The organism is Nocardia pseudobrasiliensis NBRC 108224 (assembly GCF_001613105.1).
Classification (GTDB): domain Bacteria; phylum Actinomycetota; class Actinomycetes; order Mycobacteriales; family Mycobacteriaceae; genus Nocardia; species Nocardia pseudobrasiliensis.
Window position 1 is genome coordinate 53,778 of the sequence record NZ_BDBS01000001.1, and the last position, 17,902, is coordinate 71,679.

13 protein-coding genes are annotated in these 17,902 nt (G+C 69.1%); 4 read left to right on the forward strand and 9 right to left on the reverse strand.

Translation table 11 applies throughout. The features are described 5' to 3' along the window. Window positions 1-26 precede the first annotated feature (26 nt). Window positions 27-452, forward strand: coding sequence for a pyridoxamine 5'-phosphate oxidase family protein (locus NP4_RS00250; protein ID WP_067990038.1), 426 nt, complete (start codon window positions 27-29; stop codon window positions 450-452). On the opposite strand, the gene NP4_RS00255 is transcribed toward NP4_RS00250, so the two are convergent. The 4 genes from NP4_RS00255 to NP4_RS00270 all read right to left on the reverse strand — a co-directional run bounded on the left by NP4_RS00255 (window position 443) and on the right by NP4_RS00270 (window position 4,426). After that, window positions 443-1,372 carry a hydroxymethylglutaryl-CoA lyase gene (locus NP4_RS00255; RefSeq protein ID WP_067990041.1) on the reverse strand — a complete coding sequence of 310 codons (930 nt, stop codon included), beginning with the start codon at window positions 1,370-1,372 and terminating at the stop codon, window positions 443-445. The two genes, NP4_RS00250 and NP4_RS00255, sit on opposite strands and share 10 nt — an antisense overlap. Continuing rightward, the gene (locus tag NP4_RS00260; protein WP_067990042.1) at window positions 1,369-2,580 is read right to left on the reverse strand and encodes a CaiB/BaiF CoA transferase family protein; all 1,212 of its coding nucleotides are present in this window, start codon (window positions 2,578-2,580) and stop codon (window positions 1,369-1,371) included. The genes NP4_RS00255 and NP4_RS00260 overlap by 4 nt, the downstream gene beginning before the upstream one ends. A 20-nt stretch (window positions 2,581-2,600) precedes the next feature. Then, window positions 2,601-3,533: a TauD/TfdA dioxygenase family protein gene (locus NP4_RS00265; RefSeq protein WP_067990047.1), complete on the reverse strand. Its 933-nt coding sequence runs from the start codon at window positions 3,531-3,533 to the stop codon at window positions 2,601-2,603. 122 nt (window positions 3,534-3,655) lie between these two features. Then, the gene (locus tag NP4_RS00270; RefSeq protein WP_067990516.1) at window positions 3,656-4,426 is read right to left on the reverse strand and encodes a deoxyribonuclease IV; all 771 of its coding nucleotides are present in this window, start codon (window positions 4,424-4,426) and stop codon (window positions 3,656-3,658) included. Between the two features lie 211 nt (window positions 4,427-4,637). Between NP4_RS00270 and NP4_RS00275 the strand changes: the two genes are divergently transcribed. Further along, window positions 4,638-6,038, forward strand: a complete 1,401-nt coding sequence (locus NP4_RS00275; protein WP_082875385.1) for a serine/threonine-protein kinase — start codon at window positions 4,638-4,640, stop codon at window positions 6,036-6,038. On the opposite strand, the gene NP4_RS00280 is transcribed toward NP4_RS00275, so the two are convergent. Next, a complete protein-coding gene (locus NP4_RS00280) occupies window positions 6,035-6,769 on the reverse strand; it encodes a phosphatase PAP2 family protein (RefSeq protein WP_067990048.1) in 735 nt (244 codons plus the stop codon). The two genes, NP4_RS00275 and NP4_RS00280, sit on opposite strands and share 4 nt — an antisense overlap. A gap of 100 nt (window positions 6,770-6,869) precedes the next feature. On the opposite strand from NP4_RS00280, the gene NP4_RS00285 reads away from it, so the two are divergent. Then, window positions 6,870-7,643 (forward strand): ABC transporter ATP-binding protein, encoded by a 774-nt coding sequence (locus tag NP4_RS00285; protein WP_067990052.1) that lies wholly within the window; start codon window positions 6,870-6,872, stop codon window positions 7,641-7,643. Continuing rightward, the gene (locus NP4_RS00290; RefSeq protein ID WP_245996864.1) at window positions 7,643-10,168 is read left to right on the forward strand and encodes an ABC transporter permease; all 2,526 of its coding nucleotides are present in this window, start codon (window positions 7,643-7,645) and stop codon (window positions 10,166-10,168) included. The genes NP4_RS00285 and NP4_RS00290 overlap by 1 nt, the downstream gene beginning before the upstream one ends. A gap of 158 nt (window positions 10,169-10,326) precedes the next feature. Here the strand turns inward: NP4_RS00290 and NP4_RS00295 are convergent, their stop codons facing one another. From NP4_RS00295 to NP4_RS00310, 4 genes are read right to left on the reverse strand one after another with little or no spacing between them, the layout of a single operon-like run. Then, on the reverse strand, window positions 10,327-11,478 hold the full coding sequence (locus NP4_RS00295) for a VWA domain-containing protein (protein ID WP_067990054.1): 1,152 nt from the start codon (window positions 11,476-11,478) through the stop codon (window positions 10,327-10,329). Between the two features lie 49 nt (window positions 11,479-11,527). Beyond that, window positions 11,528-13,801, reverse strand: coding sequence for a DUF5682 family protein (locus tag NP4_RS00300; RefSeq protein WP_067990057.1), 2,274 nt, complete (start codon window positions 13,799-13,801; stop codon window positions 11,528-11,530). Then, window positions 13,798-14,901 (reverse strand): ATP-binding protein, encoded by a 1,104-nt coding sequence (locus tag NP4_RS00305; RefSeq protein WP_067990062.1) that lies wholly within the window; start codon window positions 14,899-14,901, stop codon window positions 13,798-13,800. The genes NP4_RS00300 and NP4_RS00305 overlap by 4 nt, the downstream gene beginning before the upstream one ends. Further along, window positions 14,898-17,753, reverse strand: coding sequence for an SWIM zinc finger family protein (locus NP4_RS00310; protein ID WP_245996866.1), 2,856 nt, complete (start codon window positions 17,751-17,753; stop codon window positions 14,898-14,900). The genes NP4_RS00305 and NP4_RS00310 overlap by 4 nt, the downstream gene beginning before the upstream one ends. Between the last annotated feature and the right edge of the window lie 149 nt (window positions 17,754-17,902).

The window sequence follows — 17,902 nt, forward strand, 5'->3', positions numbered from 1 at the left end:
GTACGCCGGGACGGATAATCGGAAATATGGCGGACCGGGGCGAGCGGGAGCTGCGCGAACTGACCAATGGCGACGCGCTACGCCTGCTGGGCTCGGTCCGGTTCGGCCGGGTGGTCTTCGCCCGGCACGCGCTGCCGACCATCCGCCCGGTCAATCACATCATCGACGGCGAATACGTCATCATCTACGCGAATCTGAGCATCGTGCCGATGCATTCGGACCGTCAGGTCGTTTCCTATGAGGCCGACACCATCGACCACGAGACCCAGCTGGGCTGGTGTGTGATCCTCACCGGAACCGCCGAACCCGTCCTGGATCCCGACGAGATCGCCCGCTACGAGCGGCTGATCGATCCGTGGCTGCCGGGTGCGCGCAATCGGGTCGTACGGATCCGGCCGGATATCGTGACCGGCATCGAACTGGTGACCAAGGTCGAGGTCGATCAGGCCTGATCGGAGACGACCCAGTCGAAGGCCTTTGCCTCGGAGCGGGCGCCCTCGACCGTGCGGGATCGATTGGGCTCGCCCAGTTCGGTCAGCAGCGATTCCGACAGTCGGACCAGCGTGGCCAGCGCCGCGGGGGTGAACCAGTCGGGTCGGGTGGCGAACAGCAGATCCTCGCTCGCGGTATTGCCGCTGGCCCCGGGCGCGAAGGGGCATCCGCCGAGGCCGCCGAGCGAACCGTCGACCATATCGGCCCCGGCGGCCGACGCCGCCAGCGAATTGGCCACCCCCATACCCCAGGTGTCGTGCCCGTGAAAGACGATGCGCCGCCGCGGGGTTCGGGTGCGAACCGCCTCGACCAGCGCGCCGACCTGTGTGGGATGAGCCTGCCCGAGTGTGTCGGCGAGCACGATATCGGCCGCGCCGTCGGTGCGCGGATCCGCGGCGATCGCCAGGACCCGTTCGGGATCGACCGCGCCTTCGAACGGGCAGGTGAACGCCGTCGCCAGACAGAGCTGAATCTCGCCGCCCGCCTCGTGCGCGATCCGGATCGCGTCCGGCATGGCCGCGACGCTGTCCTCGGCGGTGCGGCCGATATTGGCCCTGTTGTGCGCGTCCGAAACCGACAGGCAGTACTGGAAATTGCGCACCCCGGCCGCCGCCGCGCGTTCCACCTGCCGCGGCGTGGCCACCCACACCCAGCAGCGCCGCAGCTCCTCCGGGGTCAGGGCGGCGACCACCTCGAGCGTATCGGCCATGGGCGGCACCAGATCCGGCCGCGCCATGGATCCGATCTCCAGGGCGGGCACGCCGAGGCCGAGCAGGGTGCGGGCGATCTCGACCTTGCGTTCGGTGGACAGCGCCTTGCCGGTCAGTTGTAATCCGTCGCGCAGGGTGACATCGCGCAGCAGGGCGAACGCGTCGGTCATGACAACTCCAGAGCGTCGATTTCGGCATCGGACATGCCGAGCAGTTGTGCGAGCACCTCGCGGGTGTGTTCGCCCAGATCGGGGCCGACCGAGCGGATCGGCAGCGACCGGTCGCCGATCACCGGGACGATGCCCGGGAAGCCGACCTGTTTGGGTTCGGCGTCGCCGACGTCGACCGGGAAGTTCTGAATCATATTGCGCGCCCGGTACTGCGGATCGTCGACGATATCGGCGGCGGTGTAGATCGGGCCGCACGGGATGGCGGCCTCCTCCAGGATCTTCAGCGCCTCGTCGCGGGAGTGGCGACGGGTCCATTCGGCGATGGCGGCGTCGAGGCGGTCGCGGTGCTGCCAGCGCCCGGCATTGTCCTGCAGTTCGGGATCGGCGGCCAGATCCGGACGTTCGATCACCCGCATATAGCGCTGGAAGATGGCGTCGCCGTTACCGCCGATGATGATGCTGGAGCCGTCGTCGCAGGGATAGGCGTTGCTTGGCGCGATGCCCTCCATCCGCCCGCCGACCCGTTCGCGGCGGATGCCGTAGGCCAGATAGTCGGGGACCAGCGATTCCATCACCGACAGTATGGATTCGTTCAGCGCGACGTCGATCACGCGCTGGTCCAACGGAATTCGGCCCTCGGTGCGATCGCGCTGGAACAGCGCCGTCACGGTGCCGAAGGCGGCGTAGATCCCGGCGATCGAGTCGCCGATGGACACCCCGACGCGCACCGGCGGGCGATCCGGATCGCCCACCAGTTCGCGCAGACCGCCCACGGCCTCGGCCACCGCCGCGAAACCGGGCCGCTGCGACAGCGGCCCGGTCTGGCCGTAGGCGGAGATGCGGGTGATGACCAGATTCGGATTGGCCGCGTCCAGCTCCTCCGGCCCCAGTCCCCACTTCTCCAACATGCCGGGCCGGAAATTCTCCAGCAGCACATCGCTGCGCCGGACCAGCTCCAGCACGATCGCCCGCCCCGCCTCGGTGCGCAGATCCAGCGTGATCGACCGCTTGTTGCGATTGACCGTGCGATACAGCATCGAGGTATCGCCACCGTAGAGCCGCCAATTACGCAGTTCGTCACCGGTTTTCGGCCGCTCGACCTTGATCACGTCGGCCCCGAAATCACCGAGAATGCGCCCGGCGGTCGGTGCGGCGATGTAGTTGCCGAGTTCGAGTACTCGAACCCCGTCCAGCGGCCGAATCTCCATGGGGAGATTCAAGCACGGCCCTACGCCGCCTTGATCTCCTCCACGATCGAGTAGTGCTCGGCATTGCCCGCGATGACCGTGCTCGACGCGCCGTCCACGCCGACCGGGATATCGCCCGCGAGGGTGATGCGGGTGAGTTGGCGATGTTCGGCGCCGTCGTAGTCGTCGATGGCGTAGTGCTGGGTGGCACGGTTGTCCCAGATGGCGACGTCGCCGAGGGACCAGTTCCAGCGGGTGGTGTGCTCGAGGCGGGTGACCCGGTCCTGGAACAGGCGGAACAGCGCCTGCGATTCGGGGCTGGACAGCCCGACGATCTGTTTGACGAAGTGGCCGAGCAGCAGGGCGCGTTCGCCGGTTTCGGGGTGTACGCGCACGACCGGATGTTCGGTCTCGTAGTAGGTGGATTCGAATTCGGCGCGGTAGGCGCGGGCATTCGGATTCGGGGAGTCCTCGCGCGCCGCGGCGTAGTCGTACTGGTTGGTGTGGCGGGCGCGCAGCCCCTCGGCCAGGCGCTTGAGCGGTTCGGGCAGCGATTCGTAGGCCGCGACCGTGGAGGCCCAGGTGGTCGAGCCGCCGTAGCTGGGCAGGCTGACCGCGCGCAGGATCGAGGCCTTCGGAATGCGGTCCACGAAGGTGACATCGCTGTGCCAGCTGTTGGCGCGGCCGTGCTGGGAGTCGATGGCCAGACTCTTCACACCGTGCGAGGTGACCGTCGGATGCGGGGTGGTCGGACTGCCCAGCAGCCGCGCGAATTCGTACTGCCCGTCCTCGGTCAGATGATCCTGACCGCGGAAGAAGATCACCTTGTGCTTGTTGAGCGCGGCGCGGATCAGCGCGACGGTCTCGGCGGGCAGATCGCCGCCGAGCCGCACTCCATCGATCCGGGCGCCGATGTGAGCGCCGAGTCGAACCACCTGTGCGGTGGCGGTATCTGCTGCGTAATCGACGGACATACAAGGCCTTTCACTCGAACCGAAGCTGATTCGAGAACATCACGGCCGTGCCCGAGGGGACAGGATTACGGTCAGCCCGATCCCAAAGTCCGCCCCCGCCAGGGAATTACTTCCGGGAAGAACTACCCCACATGCTCGCGCAGATACGCCAGATCGTCGGCCAGCCCCTCGCCCGGAGTCTCCAGCACCACCGGAGCGTCGGCCGTGCGGCACACCTCGGCCAGTAGCTGCGGGTCGATGGTGCCATCGGCGAAGTTGGCGTGCCGGTCGGCGCCGGAGTTGAACTCGTCGCGGGAGGAGTTCAAATGCACCAGGTCGATGCGGCCGGTGATGGCCTTGATCCGATCGACCACGCCGATCAGCTCCTCACCGCCCGCCCATGCGTGGCAGGTGTCCAGGCAGAATCCCGCGCCGTACTCGCCGACGGCGTCCCACAGCCGGGCGATGGCGTCGAAATGCCGTGCCATGGCGTGATTTCCGCCCGCGGTGTTCTCGATCAGGATCGGCACCGCGAATCCGCCCTTGTCCTGCTGGCGCTCGAACAGTTTGCGCCAGTTGTCGACCCCGGCCTCGAGTTCGGCGTCGGAGCGTACGTGCCCGCCGTGGACGACCAGGCCGAACGCGCCCAGATCCGCGGCCGCCTTCGCCTGCTGGGCGACGGCGTTGCGCGAGGGCATGCGCAGCCGGTTGTTCGTGCTGGCGACGTTGATCTGATACGAGGAGTGCACCACCACATCGATGGGGCTGGCCTTGATCTGTTCGGTCAGCGGATGCGGTTGCGGTTTCTCCCAGCCCTGCGGATCGATGACGAACATCTGGATGACGTCGGCGCCCAACTTCTCGCCGAAGCCGATCGGATCACTGTCTTGCCGGACGTGAGCACCAATACGCATGGTCACAGAGAGTATCGCCAGCCACCGACAGATACGCTTCGAACCGGGTGGCGGGGGTGCGCCGTATCAATCTCCGTGGGCGTGGCGGTCGGCTGGGACTGCTATGGTTTCGGTGTTTTCCGTGGTCGGCCGAGGGCGGCGACGGGCATTTCATGCGGTACTGCCGTGCGTAGGCGGGTCCCGGCGCGCGGTTCGGAAAGTGGGAGCTTGCATGCTGGCCAACGGTGACGTCTTCGCTGGCTATGTCATCGAGCGGTTGCTAGGCCGCGGTGGCATGGGATCGGTGTACCTCGCGAAACATCCGCGCTTACCCCGGATGACGGCGTTGAAGCTGCTCAATCGGGAGATGGTCGCCGACACCGAGATTCGCGCCCGGTTCGAGCGCGAGGCCGATCTGGTCGCCCAGCTGGACCATCCGAATATCGTCACCGTCTACGACCGCGGGCTCGAGGACGGGCAGCTGTATATCTCCATGCAGTTCGTCGACGGTATCGACGCGGCCAGCGTGGATCCGAAGACGCTGCCGCCGGAGCGGGGCGTGCAGATCATCGCCGAGGTGGCCGAGGCGCTGGACTACGCCCATCGCAACGGTGTGCTGCATCGCGATGTGAAGCCCGGCAATATGCTGCTGGCGCGTTCGACCGGCGGGCGCGGCGAGCGGGTGTACCTGACCGACTTCGGCATTGCCCGGCTGCGTGACGACGGCGGCCACCTCACCCAGACCGGTACGTTCACCGCGACGCTGGCCTATGCCTCGCCCGAACAGCTCACCGGCGCCCAGCTCGACGGGCGGTCGGATCAGTATTCCTTGGCGTGCAGCCTGTTCTGGCTGTTCACCGGCAGTGGGCCGTTCCCCGCGCCCAATCCCGCGGCCGTCATCCGCGGCCATCTGCAGGGCCAGCCGCCGCTGTTGAGCAGTGTGCGGCCCGGCCTGCCCCCGGTGCTGGACAGCGTGCTGAGCAAGGCGATGTCCAAGCGGGCCGACGATCGCTTCGACACCTGCGCCGATTTCGCGGCCGCGGCCCGGCGCGCCTTCGCCGCGCCCAGCGCACCGGCGATGCCGGTGTCGCCGCGCCAGTTCACCAATCCGCCGATGCCGACAACCGGGTCCCGGCCGACCTCGGCGGGGCCGGGGATGGGTGCCGGACCGGGGATGGGTGCCGGGCAAGGGATGCACGCCGGGCAGGGAATGAGCGCGGCGCAGGGAATGAATGCGGCGCAGGGAATGAGCGCGGCGGGACCCGGGCTGAACGCCGGGCCGGGAATGCCCGCGCAGGGCACGTCCGGGAACGCGGCGATGCCGTGGGGTCCGGGCCAGGCTGCCGGGCAACCGCAGTGGGGCGGGAACCGCATGGGCACCGGCCCGTCGAACCCGACGGTCGGGCCCGCGCCCTATCCGAATTCGGCGGCCGTGCGCTCGGCCACCCCGCCGCCGCAGCCGGTCTATCGTTCCGCGCCGAATTATCCGCAGCAGCAGGGCGGTTACGGTTACCCTCAGCCCGTGCCGCCGCCGCGCAAATCCAATGCGGGCCTGGTCATCGCGATCATCGTGGGTTCGGTGGTGCTGGTTCTGGTCGTCCTGGCCGTCATCGGCGCGCTGGCCGGATCCTAGGGCCAGGTCGTGGAATGGCGGCCGGGCGAGGCTACCGGCGGCCGCAGCAGCGCGAGATAGGCGCTGACGCCCAGGATCAGCCAGACCAGGCCGAGTGACCAGCCCGCGAGCACATCGGTGAGCCAGTGCACGCCGAGGTACACCCGCGACAGGCCCACGGCGGCAACGAATATCGCCGCCGCGGCGGTCACCGCGATCCGGCTCGCCCGGCGGCCCAGCGACAGCACCGCCAGGGTGGTCAGCGCGCCCACCACCGCCGTCGAGCCCAGCGTGTGCCCGGACGGGAAGGACTGATGGGCCACGATCACCAGGCGATCGTCGATCGGTGGCCGCTCCCGCCCGACAGTGCGCTTGACCACCGACACCAGCAGCCCCGCGCCCGCGGCGGTGATCCCGACGAACAGCATTGGCGACCAGCGGCGCTGCCACGCGTACAGGGCACAGCAGACCACGGTCACCGCGGTCATCGTCGCCGTCGAACCCAGATCGCTGATCGCCATGGCGAGGGGATTCAACCAGCCCTGACGATGCGTGACGACCCAGTTCGTCGTGGTCGTATCGAGCCGGGTCGTACCGTCGCCGGATATCACGGCCGCGGTCAATTCGACGACGACCGCGAGCAGTGTGGTCGCCGCGATCAACGCGCAAGCGGCGTACCGGTGCAGCACGCCCCGGCGGACCAGCACGACCGCTACGACAGCGGTCAGCAGGCCCACGACGAGCAACACCATGGTTATGAGGATAGGCGGATTCGGTAATCGGACTTCCTCCCTGGGCACTCGGGGAAATTCCCGATGGCGCAACGGAACGGGTCCCGGAAGACTGGTGTGCATGACTGCCGATGCCCTAGGCACCGAACCCACCGCATCCACGGCGGCCGCGGTCGCGGCCCGCGCCACCGACCTGGCCAAACTGTACGGCTCGGGCGATACCCAGGTCCGCGCGCTGGACGGGGTGTCAACGGAGTTCGCCCAGGGCGAGTTCACCGCGATCATGGGACCGTCCGGATCCGGCAAGTCCACACTCATGCACTGCCTCGCGGGACTGGACGCCGCCACCTCCGGCACCGTGCACATCGGCGACACCGATCTCACGCGGCTGTCGGACAAGCAGATGACCCAGCTGCGGCGGGATCGGATCGGCTTCGTCTTCCAGGCGTTCAATCTGGTGCCGACGCTCACCGCGCTGGAGAACATCACACTGCCGCTGGATATCGCGGGCTGTAAACCCGATCAGGACTGGCTCGACACCGTCATCAAGCGGCTCGGCCTCGGTGATCGGCTCGGCCACCGGCCCAGCGAGTTGTCCGGCGGTCAGCAGCAGCGCGTCGCGTGCGCCCGGGCGCTGGCCGGTAAACCCGACATCATCTTCGGCGACGAACCGACCGGCAATCTGGATTCGCGCTCCTCGGGCGAGGTGCTGTCGATCCTGCGCGCGGCCGTGGACGAATTCGGCCAGACCGTGGTCATCGTCACTCACGAACCGCATGCCGCCTCCTACGCCGACCGCGTGATCTTCCTGGCCGACGGGCGCATCGTGGACGAAATGCGCGATCCCACGGCCGATTCCGTACTGGATCGGATGAAGTCGCTGGAGAATCTCTGATGTCGGCCGGCCCGATGCGCAAGGTGGCCTTGCGCAATCTCGCCGCGCACAAGGTGCGCTTGGCGCTGACGCTGCTGTCGGTAATCCTCGGAACCGCCTTCATCGCGGGCTCTTTCGTCTTCACCGATACGCTGCAGAGCACCTTCGACGGCATCTTCGCCCAGCAGGCCAAGAACGTCGACGTGCGGGTGAGTCCGAAAGAGCGGCAGTCGCTGGGCGTTCCGATCGCCGCGGTCGACAAGGTGTCGGGCATCGAGGGCGTGCGGGCCGTCGCGCCGAGCGTGAACGGGCCGCTGGTGTTGATCAAGGACGGGCATGCCGTTCAAACCGGCGGCGCGCCGAGCTGGGGCCAGTCCTATATCCCGCCCGATCGGGCCATCGCCGAACCGCAGAAGATCGTCAGCGGCGTCGCGCCCGCGAAATCCGGTGACGTCGCCATCAATGTCGGCGGCGCCGAGCGTGCCGGGCTGAAGGTCGGCGACAGGGTCAAGGTGCTGATCCCCTCGCGCAGCACCTATGACGTCACCATCAGCGGCATCTACGAGGTCCCTTCCGACACCGGGGGTTTCGTCGGCGTGCTGTTCGGTGATCAGCAGGCCCGCGACCTGTTCACCGACGGGCATCATGTCGCCTACGTCGACGTCGCGGCCGCCCCGGGCGTCGGGGTGGACGTGCTGCGCGACCGGATCGCCAAGGATCTGCCCGATTTCAAGGTGCAGGACGGCGCGCAGGTGCGCGAAGACCTGAAATCGCAGGTGGGCAATGCCCTGAAATTCGTGAACTACTTCCTGTTCGCCTTCGGCGCGATCGCGCTGCTGGTCGGCACGTTCATCATCTACAACACCTTCTCGATGATCGTGGCCCAGCGGCTGCGGGAGCTGGCGCTGCTGCGGGCGGTCGGCGCGAGTCGGCGGCAGGTGGGTCTGTCGGTGGTCGCGGAGGCCGCGGTCATCGGATTGCTCGGCAGCGCCATCGGTCTGGCGGCGGGCGTGGCTCTGGCGTTCAGTCTGTCGGGGCTGCTCAACGCCTTCGACCTCGGACTGCCGACCGGGGCCATGTCGGTGCGGCCGCGTACGGTGCTGGTGGCCCTGGGCATGGGTCTGCTGGTGACATTGCTCAGCGCCTACGCGCCCGCGCGCCGCGCGGCCCGCATCCCACCGGTGGAGGCGATGCGCGAGGAGTTCGCCTCGATCGGTGAATCGCTGCGGGTGCGCACGATCATCGGCGCGGTGCTCGCGGTCGCGGGTGTCGTGCTCGCGGTGCTGGGTGCGCAGTCCACCGGCGGCGATGCCGCGCGGACGGTCGGAATCGGCGCGGCCGCACTGATTCTGGCGGTGCTGCTGGCCTCGCCGTGGCTGTCGCGGCCGGTGGTCGGCACGCTCGGCATCGCGGTCGCCGCCCTCGGGCCGATCGGACGCATGGCGCGCAACAATGCCGCGCGCAATCCGCGCCGTACGGCCGCAACGGCTTTCGCGCTGACGCTGGGGCTGATGCTGGTCTCGGCGATCGGCATGCTGGGCGCCTCGGCCAAGGCCAGTATCGGCGATCTGGTGGACAAGGGTGTGAAGGCCGACTACATCCTGGCCGGTCCGCCGGGCAGTTTCGTCGGCCTGCCGATGGCCGCTGGGGATGCGGTGAAATCCGTGCCGGGCGTGGGCGATGTGGTCGCCATCCGCGGTACCAATCTGAAGGTGGGCGCCGACGCCCTGGTGGCCACCTCGCCCGACGGGCCGGTGGAGGCGGTGCTGAATTACGAACTGCGCGAGGGTTCGCGCACGCTCGGCGACAGCGACCTGCTGGTCTCGCAGACCGAGGCCACCGATCGGAACTGGCATCTGGGCCAGCGCGTCGAGCTGACCAGTATGGACAACAAGAAGATTCCGCTGACCGTTTCCGGGATCTACAAGGACACGCAGTTGCTGGGCAAGATCGTCGTGCCCGGTGCGGTCTACGACCAGGTGACGCCGGTGTCGTTCCGCAACGACTTCCTGGTGCTGGTGACCGCGAAGCCGGGGACGAACCTGTCCACCCTGCGCACCGATCTGGAGAAGGCGACCGATCAATTCGCGATCGTGCAGGTGCAGGATCACGAGCAGTTCAAGGGAACCCAGGGCCAGCAGATCAACACCATGCTGGCCATCCTGTACGGACTGCTCGCCCTGGCGGTGGTGATCGCGATCCTGGGCATCGTCAATACGCTCGCGCTGTCGGTGGTGGAACGGCGGCGCGAGATCGGCATGCTGCGGGCCGTCGGCATGCAGCGTCCGCAGGTTCGCCGCTCGATCTATCTGGAGTCGCTGCTGATCGCGGTCTTCGGGGCGGTGGTCGGCGTGGTGCTCGGGCTCGGTCTGGGCGTCGGATTCCTGCGCACGCTGCGCGATCTGGGTATCGAACAGATCGCTGTCCCGTGGTCGCAGATCGCGCTGATGCTCATCGGCTCCGGCGTGGTCGGCGTCCTGGCGGCCCTGTGGCCCGCCGTCCGCGCGGCGCGCACGCCACCCTTGGCGGCCATCGCAGATCTCTGATGTTCGCGCCCGCGCGAGTTACGATCCAGGCTGCTCTCGCGTATGCCCGGTTCGTTCGAATGCGGTCGAAAGGGTGAGGACATGGAGATTCTGCAGGCCCTGAGCCTATTGCTGAACATCGCCACCAGCCTGGTTGGGTTGGCCCAATTGTTCGGCAGTTAGGGACGACTCGCCGCGGCATTGGCCCAGGTTTGGATATCGCCGCGATCCAGGGCCACGGCCAGCAGCTCGGGGAAGCGGTCGGGGGTGCAGGCGAAGGCGGGCACGCCGAGGGCCGACAGGGCCGCGGCATTGTCGTGGTCGTAGGACGGCGCGCCGTCGTCGGAGAGGGCCAGCAGCACCAGAACCTGAACTCCCGCCTCGCGCATCGTGGCGACACGGCGCAGCATTTCGGCGCGGATGCCGCCCTCGTACAGGTCGGATATCAGGACGAACAGCGTATCGGCGGGACGGGTGATCAGCTGCTGGCAGTAGGCGATGGCGCGGTTGATATCGGTGCCGCCGCCCAGTTGGGTGCCGAACAGGACGTCGACCGGATCCGACAGATCCTCGGTGAGATCCACTACGGCCGTATCGAATACGACCAGTGACGTCTTCAGGGCGCGCATGGAGGCCAGCACCGCGCCGAAGACCGCGGCGTAGACGACGCTCGCGGCCATCGAACCGGACTGGTCGATGGCCAGCACCACGTCGCGGCGCACGGCCTGGGCCCGGCGGCCGTAGCCGACCAGCCGCTGCGGTACCACGGTCCGGTGCTCGGGGAGATAGTGGGCGAGATTGCGGCGGATGGTGCGATCCCAGTCGATATCGCGCAGGCGCGGTCGGGCCACCCGTGCGGCTCGATCGAGGGCCCCCGACACCGCGGTGATCGTGCGCGCCGCGATCCGGCGCTCGATCTCGCGCACCACCTTCTCGACCACGGATCGCGCGGTGGCCCTGGTGGTTTCGGGCATCACCCGGTTCAGGCTCAGCAGTGTTCCGACCAGATGCACATCGGGTTCGACGGCCTCGAGCAGTTCGGGTTCCAGCAGCAGTTCGGTCAGATCCAGTCGCTCGACGGCATCGCGCTGCATGACCTCGACCACCGTCGAGGGAAAGTAGGTCCGAATATCGCCGAGCCACCGCGCCACCTTCGGCGCGGACCCGCCGAGCCCACCCGCCCGCTTCTCGCCCGAGGACTGCTCGTCGGCGTTGTACAGCGCCGCCAATGCTCGATCCATGGCGACGTCCTCCATCCCGGACAGTCCGCCGAGCCCGCCCTCGGCGGGCGCGCCGAGCACCAATCGCCAGCGTCGTGCCTGTGCGCTCATCGGATCCTCCTTCGATCGAAATATGTTTTGCGCCAATGGCTTTCGCTATTCATCGCGCCGCCGCCAGGATCCGGGTCAATGCGTCCATGGCCGCGACGCCGCGGGTGGGATCGAAGGTCGCGGCGGTGTCGGAGTCGGCGGGGCGGTGGCGCAGGGATTGGGCGATCGACTGGCGTTCACCGGATTCGAAGGTCGCGAAGGTTCGGCGGAGCAGGGGCAGGATGGTGACGAACTGGTCCTCGTCGAGGTCGCAGAGCCAGGTGTCGATGAGGCGGAGCAGTTCTCGGTCGTGGACCAGCAGCAGGCCGCGGCCGCCGATGAAACCGTCTATCCAAGCGGCCTTTTCGGCGGGAGTGCGGCCCACCGACAGGGCGGCGGCCAGGCGGCGGGCCGCCTCGGTCTCGTCGAGGCGGCCCGCGTCGCACAGCAGGCGGACCGCGCGGCCGACCAGCGCGCCGTGGACGTCGTCGCGGTCTGCCAGGGTGCGCAGGGCGCTCAGCCAGGTGTCGGTGGCCCAGGCGTTGTCGCGGGTGGCGACGGCCAGGTGCGCGGCGTCGAGTTGGCCGCGCAGCTGCGTGGCGGCGTCGACATCCAAACCGGTTACCGCGCCGGGTAATCCGGCGCAGATGCGGATCAGCAGACCGTCGGCGACATGTGCCAGCGCCCCGAGGTCGGTACCGCGCACATCGCCGTAGCGCAGGGTGCGGATCAGTCCGGGCAGGGCGGCCAGCAGATGGGTGACGTCGTGATCCAGGGCGGCAACGGTTTCCAGCCGCCGCACCAGTCCGGCGACTGCGGCGCGCAGATCGGCCAGCAGCGCCGCCTCCAGCGCACCGCTCAGCGCGCCGATCGTGGTGTCGGTGGCGGCGGTGTCGAGGATCTTCGCCTCGGCGGCGGTGCGGATCGTGGTACCCCAGCGCGAGGCCTCGACGACGGCGATCGACAGCTCGGGTTCCCAGCGCAGCGTCCACGATTCGCGAAACGTTCCGGTATTGCGCACCTCCCCGGTTGTCCTTGTGCCCCAAGGGATGTCGAGCAGCGACAGCCGATGCAGCAGATGGGAACGGGTCACATCGCGGTCCTTGCGCAGATCCAGATCGAGCTGCTGGGCCAGGGCCTGCTGTTTGAGCCGCAGCGAGCGGGCGTGGGCGCGCAGATCCGCGTCGAGCGGAACGGTCGGGGTGTCATCGGGCACCGTGCCGAGCGCCTCGCCGACGACCAGTTCGGCGGTGATCAGCCGCAGCATCGTCTCATCGCCCTCGCACAGCACCGCGCGGGTGGCGTCGGTGACCTCCGACAGGCCCGGCAGCGGCCGCCCGCGCATGGCCGCGAGGGTGTCCGCGAGCCGGACGGCTTCGATGATGTGGGCACTGGAGACCGGCAGATCGTGGGCCCGCAGGGTCGCGGCGACCATGGTGAGCCAGCGCGCGATCGGTTCCTCGGTCCGGGTGAACAGATGGTGATACCAGCCCGGTGAGGTGACCCCCGCGCCGTAACCGGACCCGCCCGCCAGTCGCGAATGCGTCCAGGGCACCCACGTCAACGTGATCTTCACCTTCGGCAGCCCTTTGAGCAACCGGGCATCGGCCGCCGCGGGCCCCAACTTCCCCGCCAAGGCCGGGGCATGCCACGCCCCGCATACGACGGCCAGCCGAGTCGCCCCGTCTTTCAACGACTTTCGCATCACCTGCCGCATATACGCCTCGCGCCGCAGCGTATGCGCATCGATCCCACCGGTCTCGGAGAACAGCGCATCGGACTCGGATTCGTCTGCGGAGGAAGCGGTTTCGCGCAATACGCCCATGGCCTCGGTGACCGCGTCGAAGATATCGGCATCGGCCGAGGATTCGATGACCGCGTCCCACCAGCGCTCCGGATCGTCATAGCCCCCGGCATCGGCGAGGGCCGCCAGCGGATCGGTGCGATCGCCGGGCTCGGCGTCCAAGGCGAGGGTATGGGTGGCCGGAAGATCGCAGAACCGAACCGGCACAGCGTGTTCCACCGCGTAGCGCAGCGCCTGCCACTCGGGCGAGAACACGGCGAACGGCCAGAACGCCGCCCGCGAGGGCGCGTCCGGCACATACGCCAGCAGCGCCACGGGCGGACACAGATCTTCCGAGGCCGCATATCCGACCAGCGGATCGGCGTCGGCGGGACCCTCGATCAGAATCACATCCGGCCGAAACCGCTCCAACCCCAACCGCAGCGAACGCGCCGATCCGGGGCCGTGATGGCGAATCCCGAACACCCGCGTCCGCACCGGCTCGGCCTCGGTCGGGTCCGGCGCGGCACGAGCCGAGAGTTCGGCGTTCGGCGCGGTCATGGTTGGACCTCACGGCAGGCGCGGTAGAAGTCGGACCAGTCCGGGCGTTCGCGAACGATGGCTTCGAGGTATTCGGTCCAGACGACGGCGTCGGCCACCGGGTCCTTGATCACCGCGCCGAGGACGGCTCCGGCGATGTCGGGGGCGCGCAGGGTGCCGTCGCCGAAGTGGGCGGACAGCGCCAAGCCGTTGGTGATCACTGAAATGGCCTCCGCGGTGGACAGGGTCGCGGTGGGGGATTTCAGTTTGGTGCGGCCGTCGGCGGTCATACCGGAGCGGAGTTCGCGGAATACCCGGACCACGCGGCGGACCTCCTCGGCCGCGGCGGGGACCGCGGGCAGTTCCAGTGCGGCTCCGAGCTGTTCGACGCGGCGGATGACGATCGCCACCTCCTCGTCCTCGTCGGCGGGCAACGGCAGGACGACCGTATTGAAGCGGCGGCGCAGGGCCGAGGAGAGCTCGTTGACGCCGCGGTCGCGATCGTTGGCGGTGGCGATCACATTGAAACCCTTGGCCGCCTGCACTTCCCGGCCTAGTTCGGGAATGGGGAGGGTCTTCTCCGACAGGATGGTGATCAGCGCGTCCTGGACGTCGGAGGGAATGCGGGTGAGTTCCTCGATGCGGGCGATGGATCCGTCCCGCATGGCGGTCATGACCGGTGAGGACACCAGCGCGCCCTCGCTCGGACCCTCGGCGAGCAGGCGCGCGTAGTTCCAGCCGTAGCGGATCGCCTCCTCGGCGGTGCCGGAGGTGCCCTGGACCAGGAGCGTCGAGGCGCCGCAGACGGCGGCCGAAAGATGTTCCGACACCCAGGTTTTCGCGGTGCCGGGCACGCCGAGCAGCAGCAGTGCGCGGTCGGTGGCCAACGTCGCGACCGCCACCTCCATCAGGCGGCGCGGGCCGACGTATTTGGGGGAGATGACCGTCCCGTCGGACAGGGTGCCGCCGAGCAGATAGGTCACCACCGCCCAGGGCGAGAGTCGCCACGAGGGTGGGCGGGGACGATCGTCGAGCGCGGCGAGTGCGGTCAGTTCGTCGGCGAAGGACTGTTCGGCGTGCGGGCGCAGCAGATCGTCGCGCGGTGCCTGGGAGGTGGTCACTGCAGCTCCTCGAGCATCATGGTCCGTTCGGACAGGTCATTGGCGAGTTGGTCGAAGGTGTTCTGCCAGTACGGATCCGGACAGCGCCGGGCCGTGCGCGTCACGACGGCGGCCGCCTCGACCGGGAAGTTCAGCGCCGCCACATGGAACAGGGTTCGATAGGACGCGGGGGACAGGCCGGGCGCGCCGGGGCGGGCGGCGGCCAGCTGCGCGCGATCGAACAGCAGCCGGGTCACATGTTCGGCCAGGGGCATCGGCCACGGCCGAGGCACGGCCGCGATCAGCAGTTCCGCCTCGGCGAGCCAGCTGGAATCGAGCTGGCGCAGGCGGCGTACGCGCTCGTCGAGGGGGAGCAGGCCGAACAGTTCGCGCCGCACCTCCAGATCGGTCCCGAGCGTCGGGGTTGTGGTGAGCACCTCGAAAAGTACGGCCGCCCAGCGAGGTTCGCGCTGGGAGCGGGCGGCATCGGCCCAGCCCGCGAACATCGGCCCGAGCACCCGATCGTCCATCGGCACCGTCAGGGCCCGCTCGGGCTCGGCGAACAGCTCGTCCCAATGGCGCAGGGGTGTGGCCGCGACCAGGCGTCGTAACCATTCCGCGGCGATATCCGGCACGCCGTCGGCGCGATAGGGAGTATCGGTGGTGCGGTCGGCCAGACCGTCGCGGCGGGCCGAATCGTCCAGGGCGGCAGGCAGATCCACCACCAGTCGGTAATCCCGCAGGGTGATCCACCGCGCCGCCCGCTGCCGCATACGCTCGGCGAGCGCCGATTCCGGCAGTCGCGCGAGCAGATCCGCCGCCACCCGGCGGACATCGGCGCGCGGATCGTCGAGAGCGGATTCGAGCAGCGGTTCGTCGTCGCCGGTGAGCCGGTCGGCGAGGACGGCCAGTAGATCGGCCCGGGCCGAACCGGGTTCGGCCCGCCAGCTGCCGGACAGCGTTTCTCGGGCGGCCTTCGGATCGCGCTCGCGCAACGCCGTCAGCCAGGCGCGGCGCTCGATCGGGCGGCCGTGCGACCATGCCGAGGCGTCGTCGGCCTCGGCGCGAACCAGATTGCGCCACTGAGGATTACGGCCGGCCAGCCAGCGTCCGCGCGCGCCCGCCAGGCGCAGCAGCGGTTCGCGCAGCGTGGCACGGGTTTTCGCCTGATCCAGCAGGAGCGAGCACAGGGCGTCGGGCGCGCGGACCTCGCGCGGTGCGACGATGTCGAACCATTCGGCCAGAAACGGCGAACCCTCCGCCAGCATTCGCGCCAGCCGGGCGGCCGCCCGCGCGGGCAGCCGCGGGCGCGGATCGTCGGGCGCGGGCTCGGGAAGTGTGACGGCCGTGGGTGATACGCCGCCGCGACGGTACAGGTCGTAGGCGATCGTCGTATCCAGCAGCGCCTCGGCCGAATCGCCGGTACCCGCGGCCACGGCCGCCGCGACCGGTTCGGGCAGCTGTTCCGGATCCACGGTTCGCCGCGCCGTGCCGAGCAGAGCCACCGACAACAGTTCGGCCGCAGGTTCACCGGTCGATCCGCCGATCGCCTCGGCCGCGATATCGATGATCTCGGCCGCGGCGAAGGCCGACACCGGCGCCAAACCGTCGACGGTCCACTCCCCGATCACCGTGAGCGGATGTCCGCCGGACAGTCCGCACAGCCGCCAGGGCGCGTCGGCCGTCCGCGCCAAAGGCAATGCGGCGCCGTCGGACTCGGCCACGAACCAGCGATCCTCCACCACCACCGGCGCCACCTCGCTCAGCAGCACCGGCCACGACCGCAGCCAGGGATCGGCCCCGAGTGCCGCGGCATGCTCGGTGAGCGCGGCCTCGATGCTGCCCGCCGCGGGAATGGTCGTGAAGGGAACGGGCGCGCCGTGCTTTTCGCCCCACAGCGCGCGCAGGGGCGCGGTACCCGGGTAATAGTGCAGTTCCGCGTCGAGTTGCCAGCCCGGGACCGGGACGTCGGCGGGGAAGTCGGGGCTGCCGAAGCTGTGGTCGACAATCAGGGCCCAGCGACCGGTGCCGCGACCGCGCAACCAGGTGCGACGGGTGTGCAGGCGCTCCTCCTCGGAGACGCGGCGGCCCAAAACCATCCAGTGGTCGCGGATAGGGGGCTGGGCGGTGCGAACCGTCTCGGCCGTGGTCGGGTAGCCGATGTGGGCGCGGACGCGATCGGCGAGTTCGGCGGGCAGGGCATCGAGGCGGCGGTGTGCCGTCGCCAGCAGATGCAGGCGCGCGTATTCGCGCAGCAGCAGGGCGGGCCAATCCGGGCGGATGACGACATTGCGGGCAAGTTGCCGAAGCGCATTCGCCACGCCGGGCGCCTGGGCGTCGACCATGCGGGCCGCGACCGATTCCAGCGCGCGATAGGAGCGATCGGATTGGGCCAGGCCGGTGCGCACCTGATCACCGAGCCAGATGTCCAGATCGGCCAGGCCCGCGCTGACCCGCGTGCGGCGCTGTTCGGCGGTGGCCGCATTGGGTGTGCGCGGGCTCGCCGCAGCGGGTTTCGCGGCTCGCGCCGCACGGGTGGCCAGCCAGTCCGCGGCGAAGGCGGCGGTCGCGGACGCCTCGGGGATCTCGCCCTCCGACCAGGCCAGCAGCAGGCCCAGGGCGTGTTTACAGGGGAACTTCCGGCTCGGGCAGGTGCATTTGTACGCGGGCCCGCTCAGATCGACGATGGTCTGATACGGCTCGGCTCCGCTGCCCCGGCACAGCCCCCACAGCGCGGCCGCGTGCCGACCCGTGCCGCTCCACCGGCCGCGCAGTTTGCGCGCGGCCGTCAGCGACGTCGCATCCGGCGCCAGCGCGGTGATCCGCGCCGCGGTCCAGGATCCGAATTCGGCCCCCACCTGAGATATCGTCACGCGACCCCCTCTCTCGGTTGACCGGATTTCTACCGCATCGCACCGACAAGTCTCCTCGCCGCAGGTCGGCCCCATGCGATCGGCCTCGGCGGACGACGCGTTCGCTGGCCGATAACGAGTCGAATTGTCATGGGGGAGAAACTAATTGA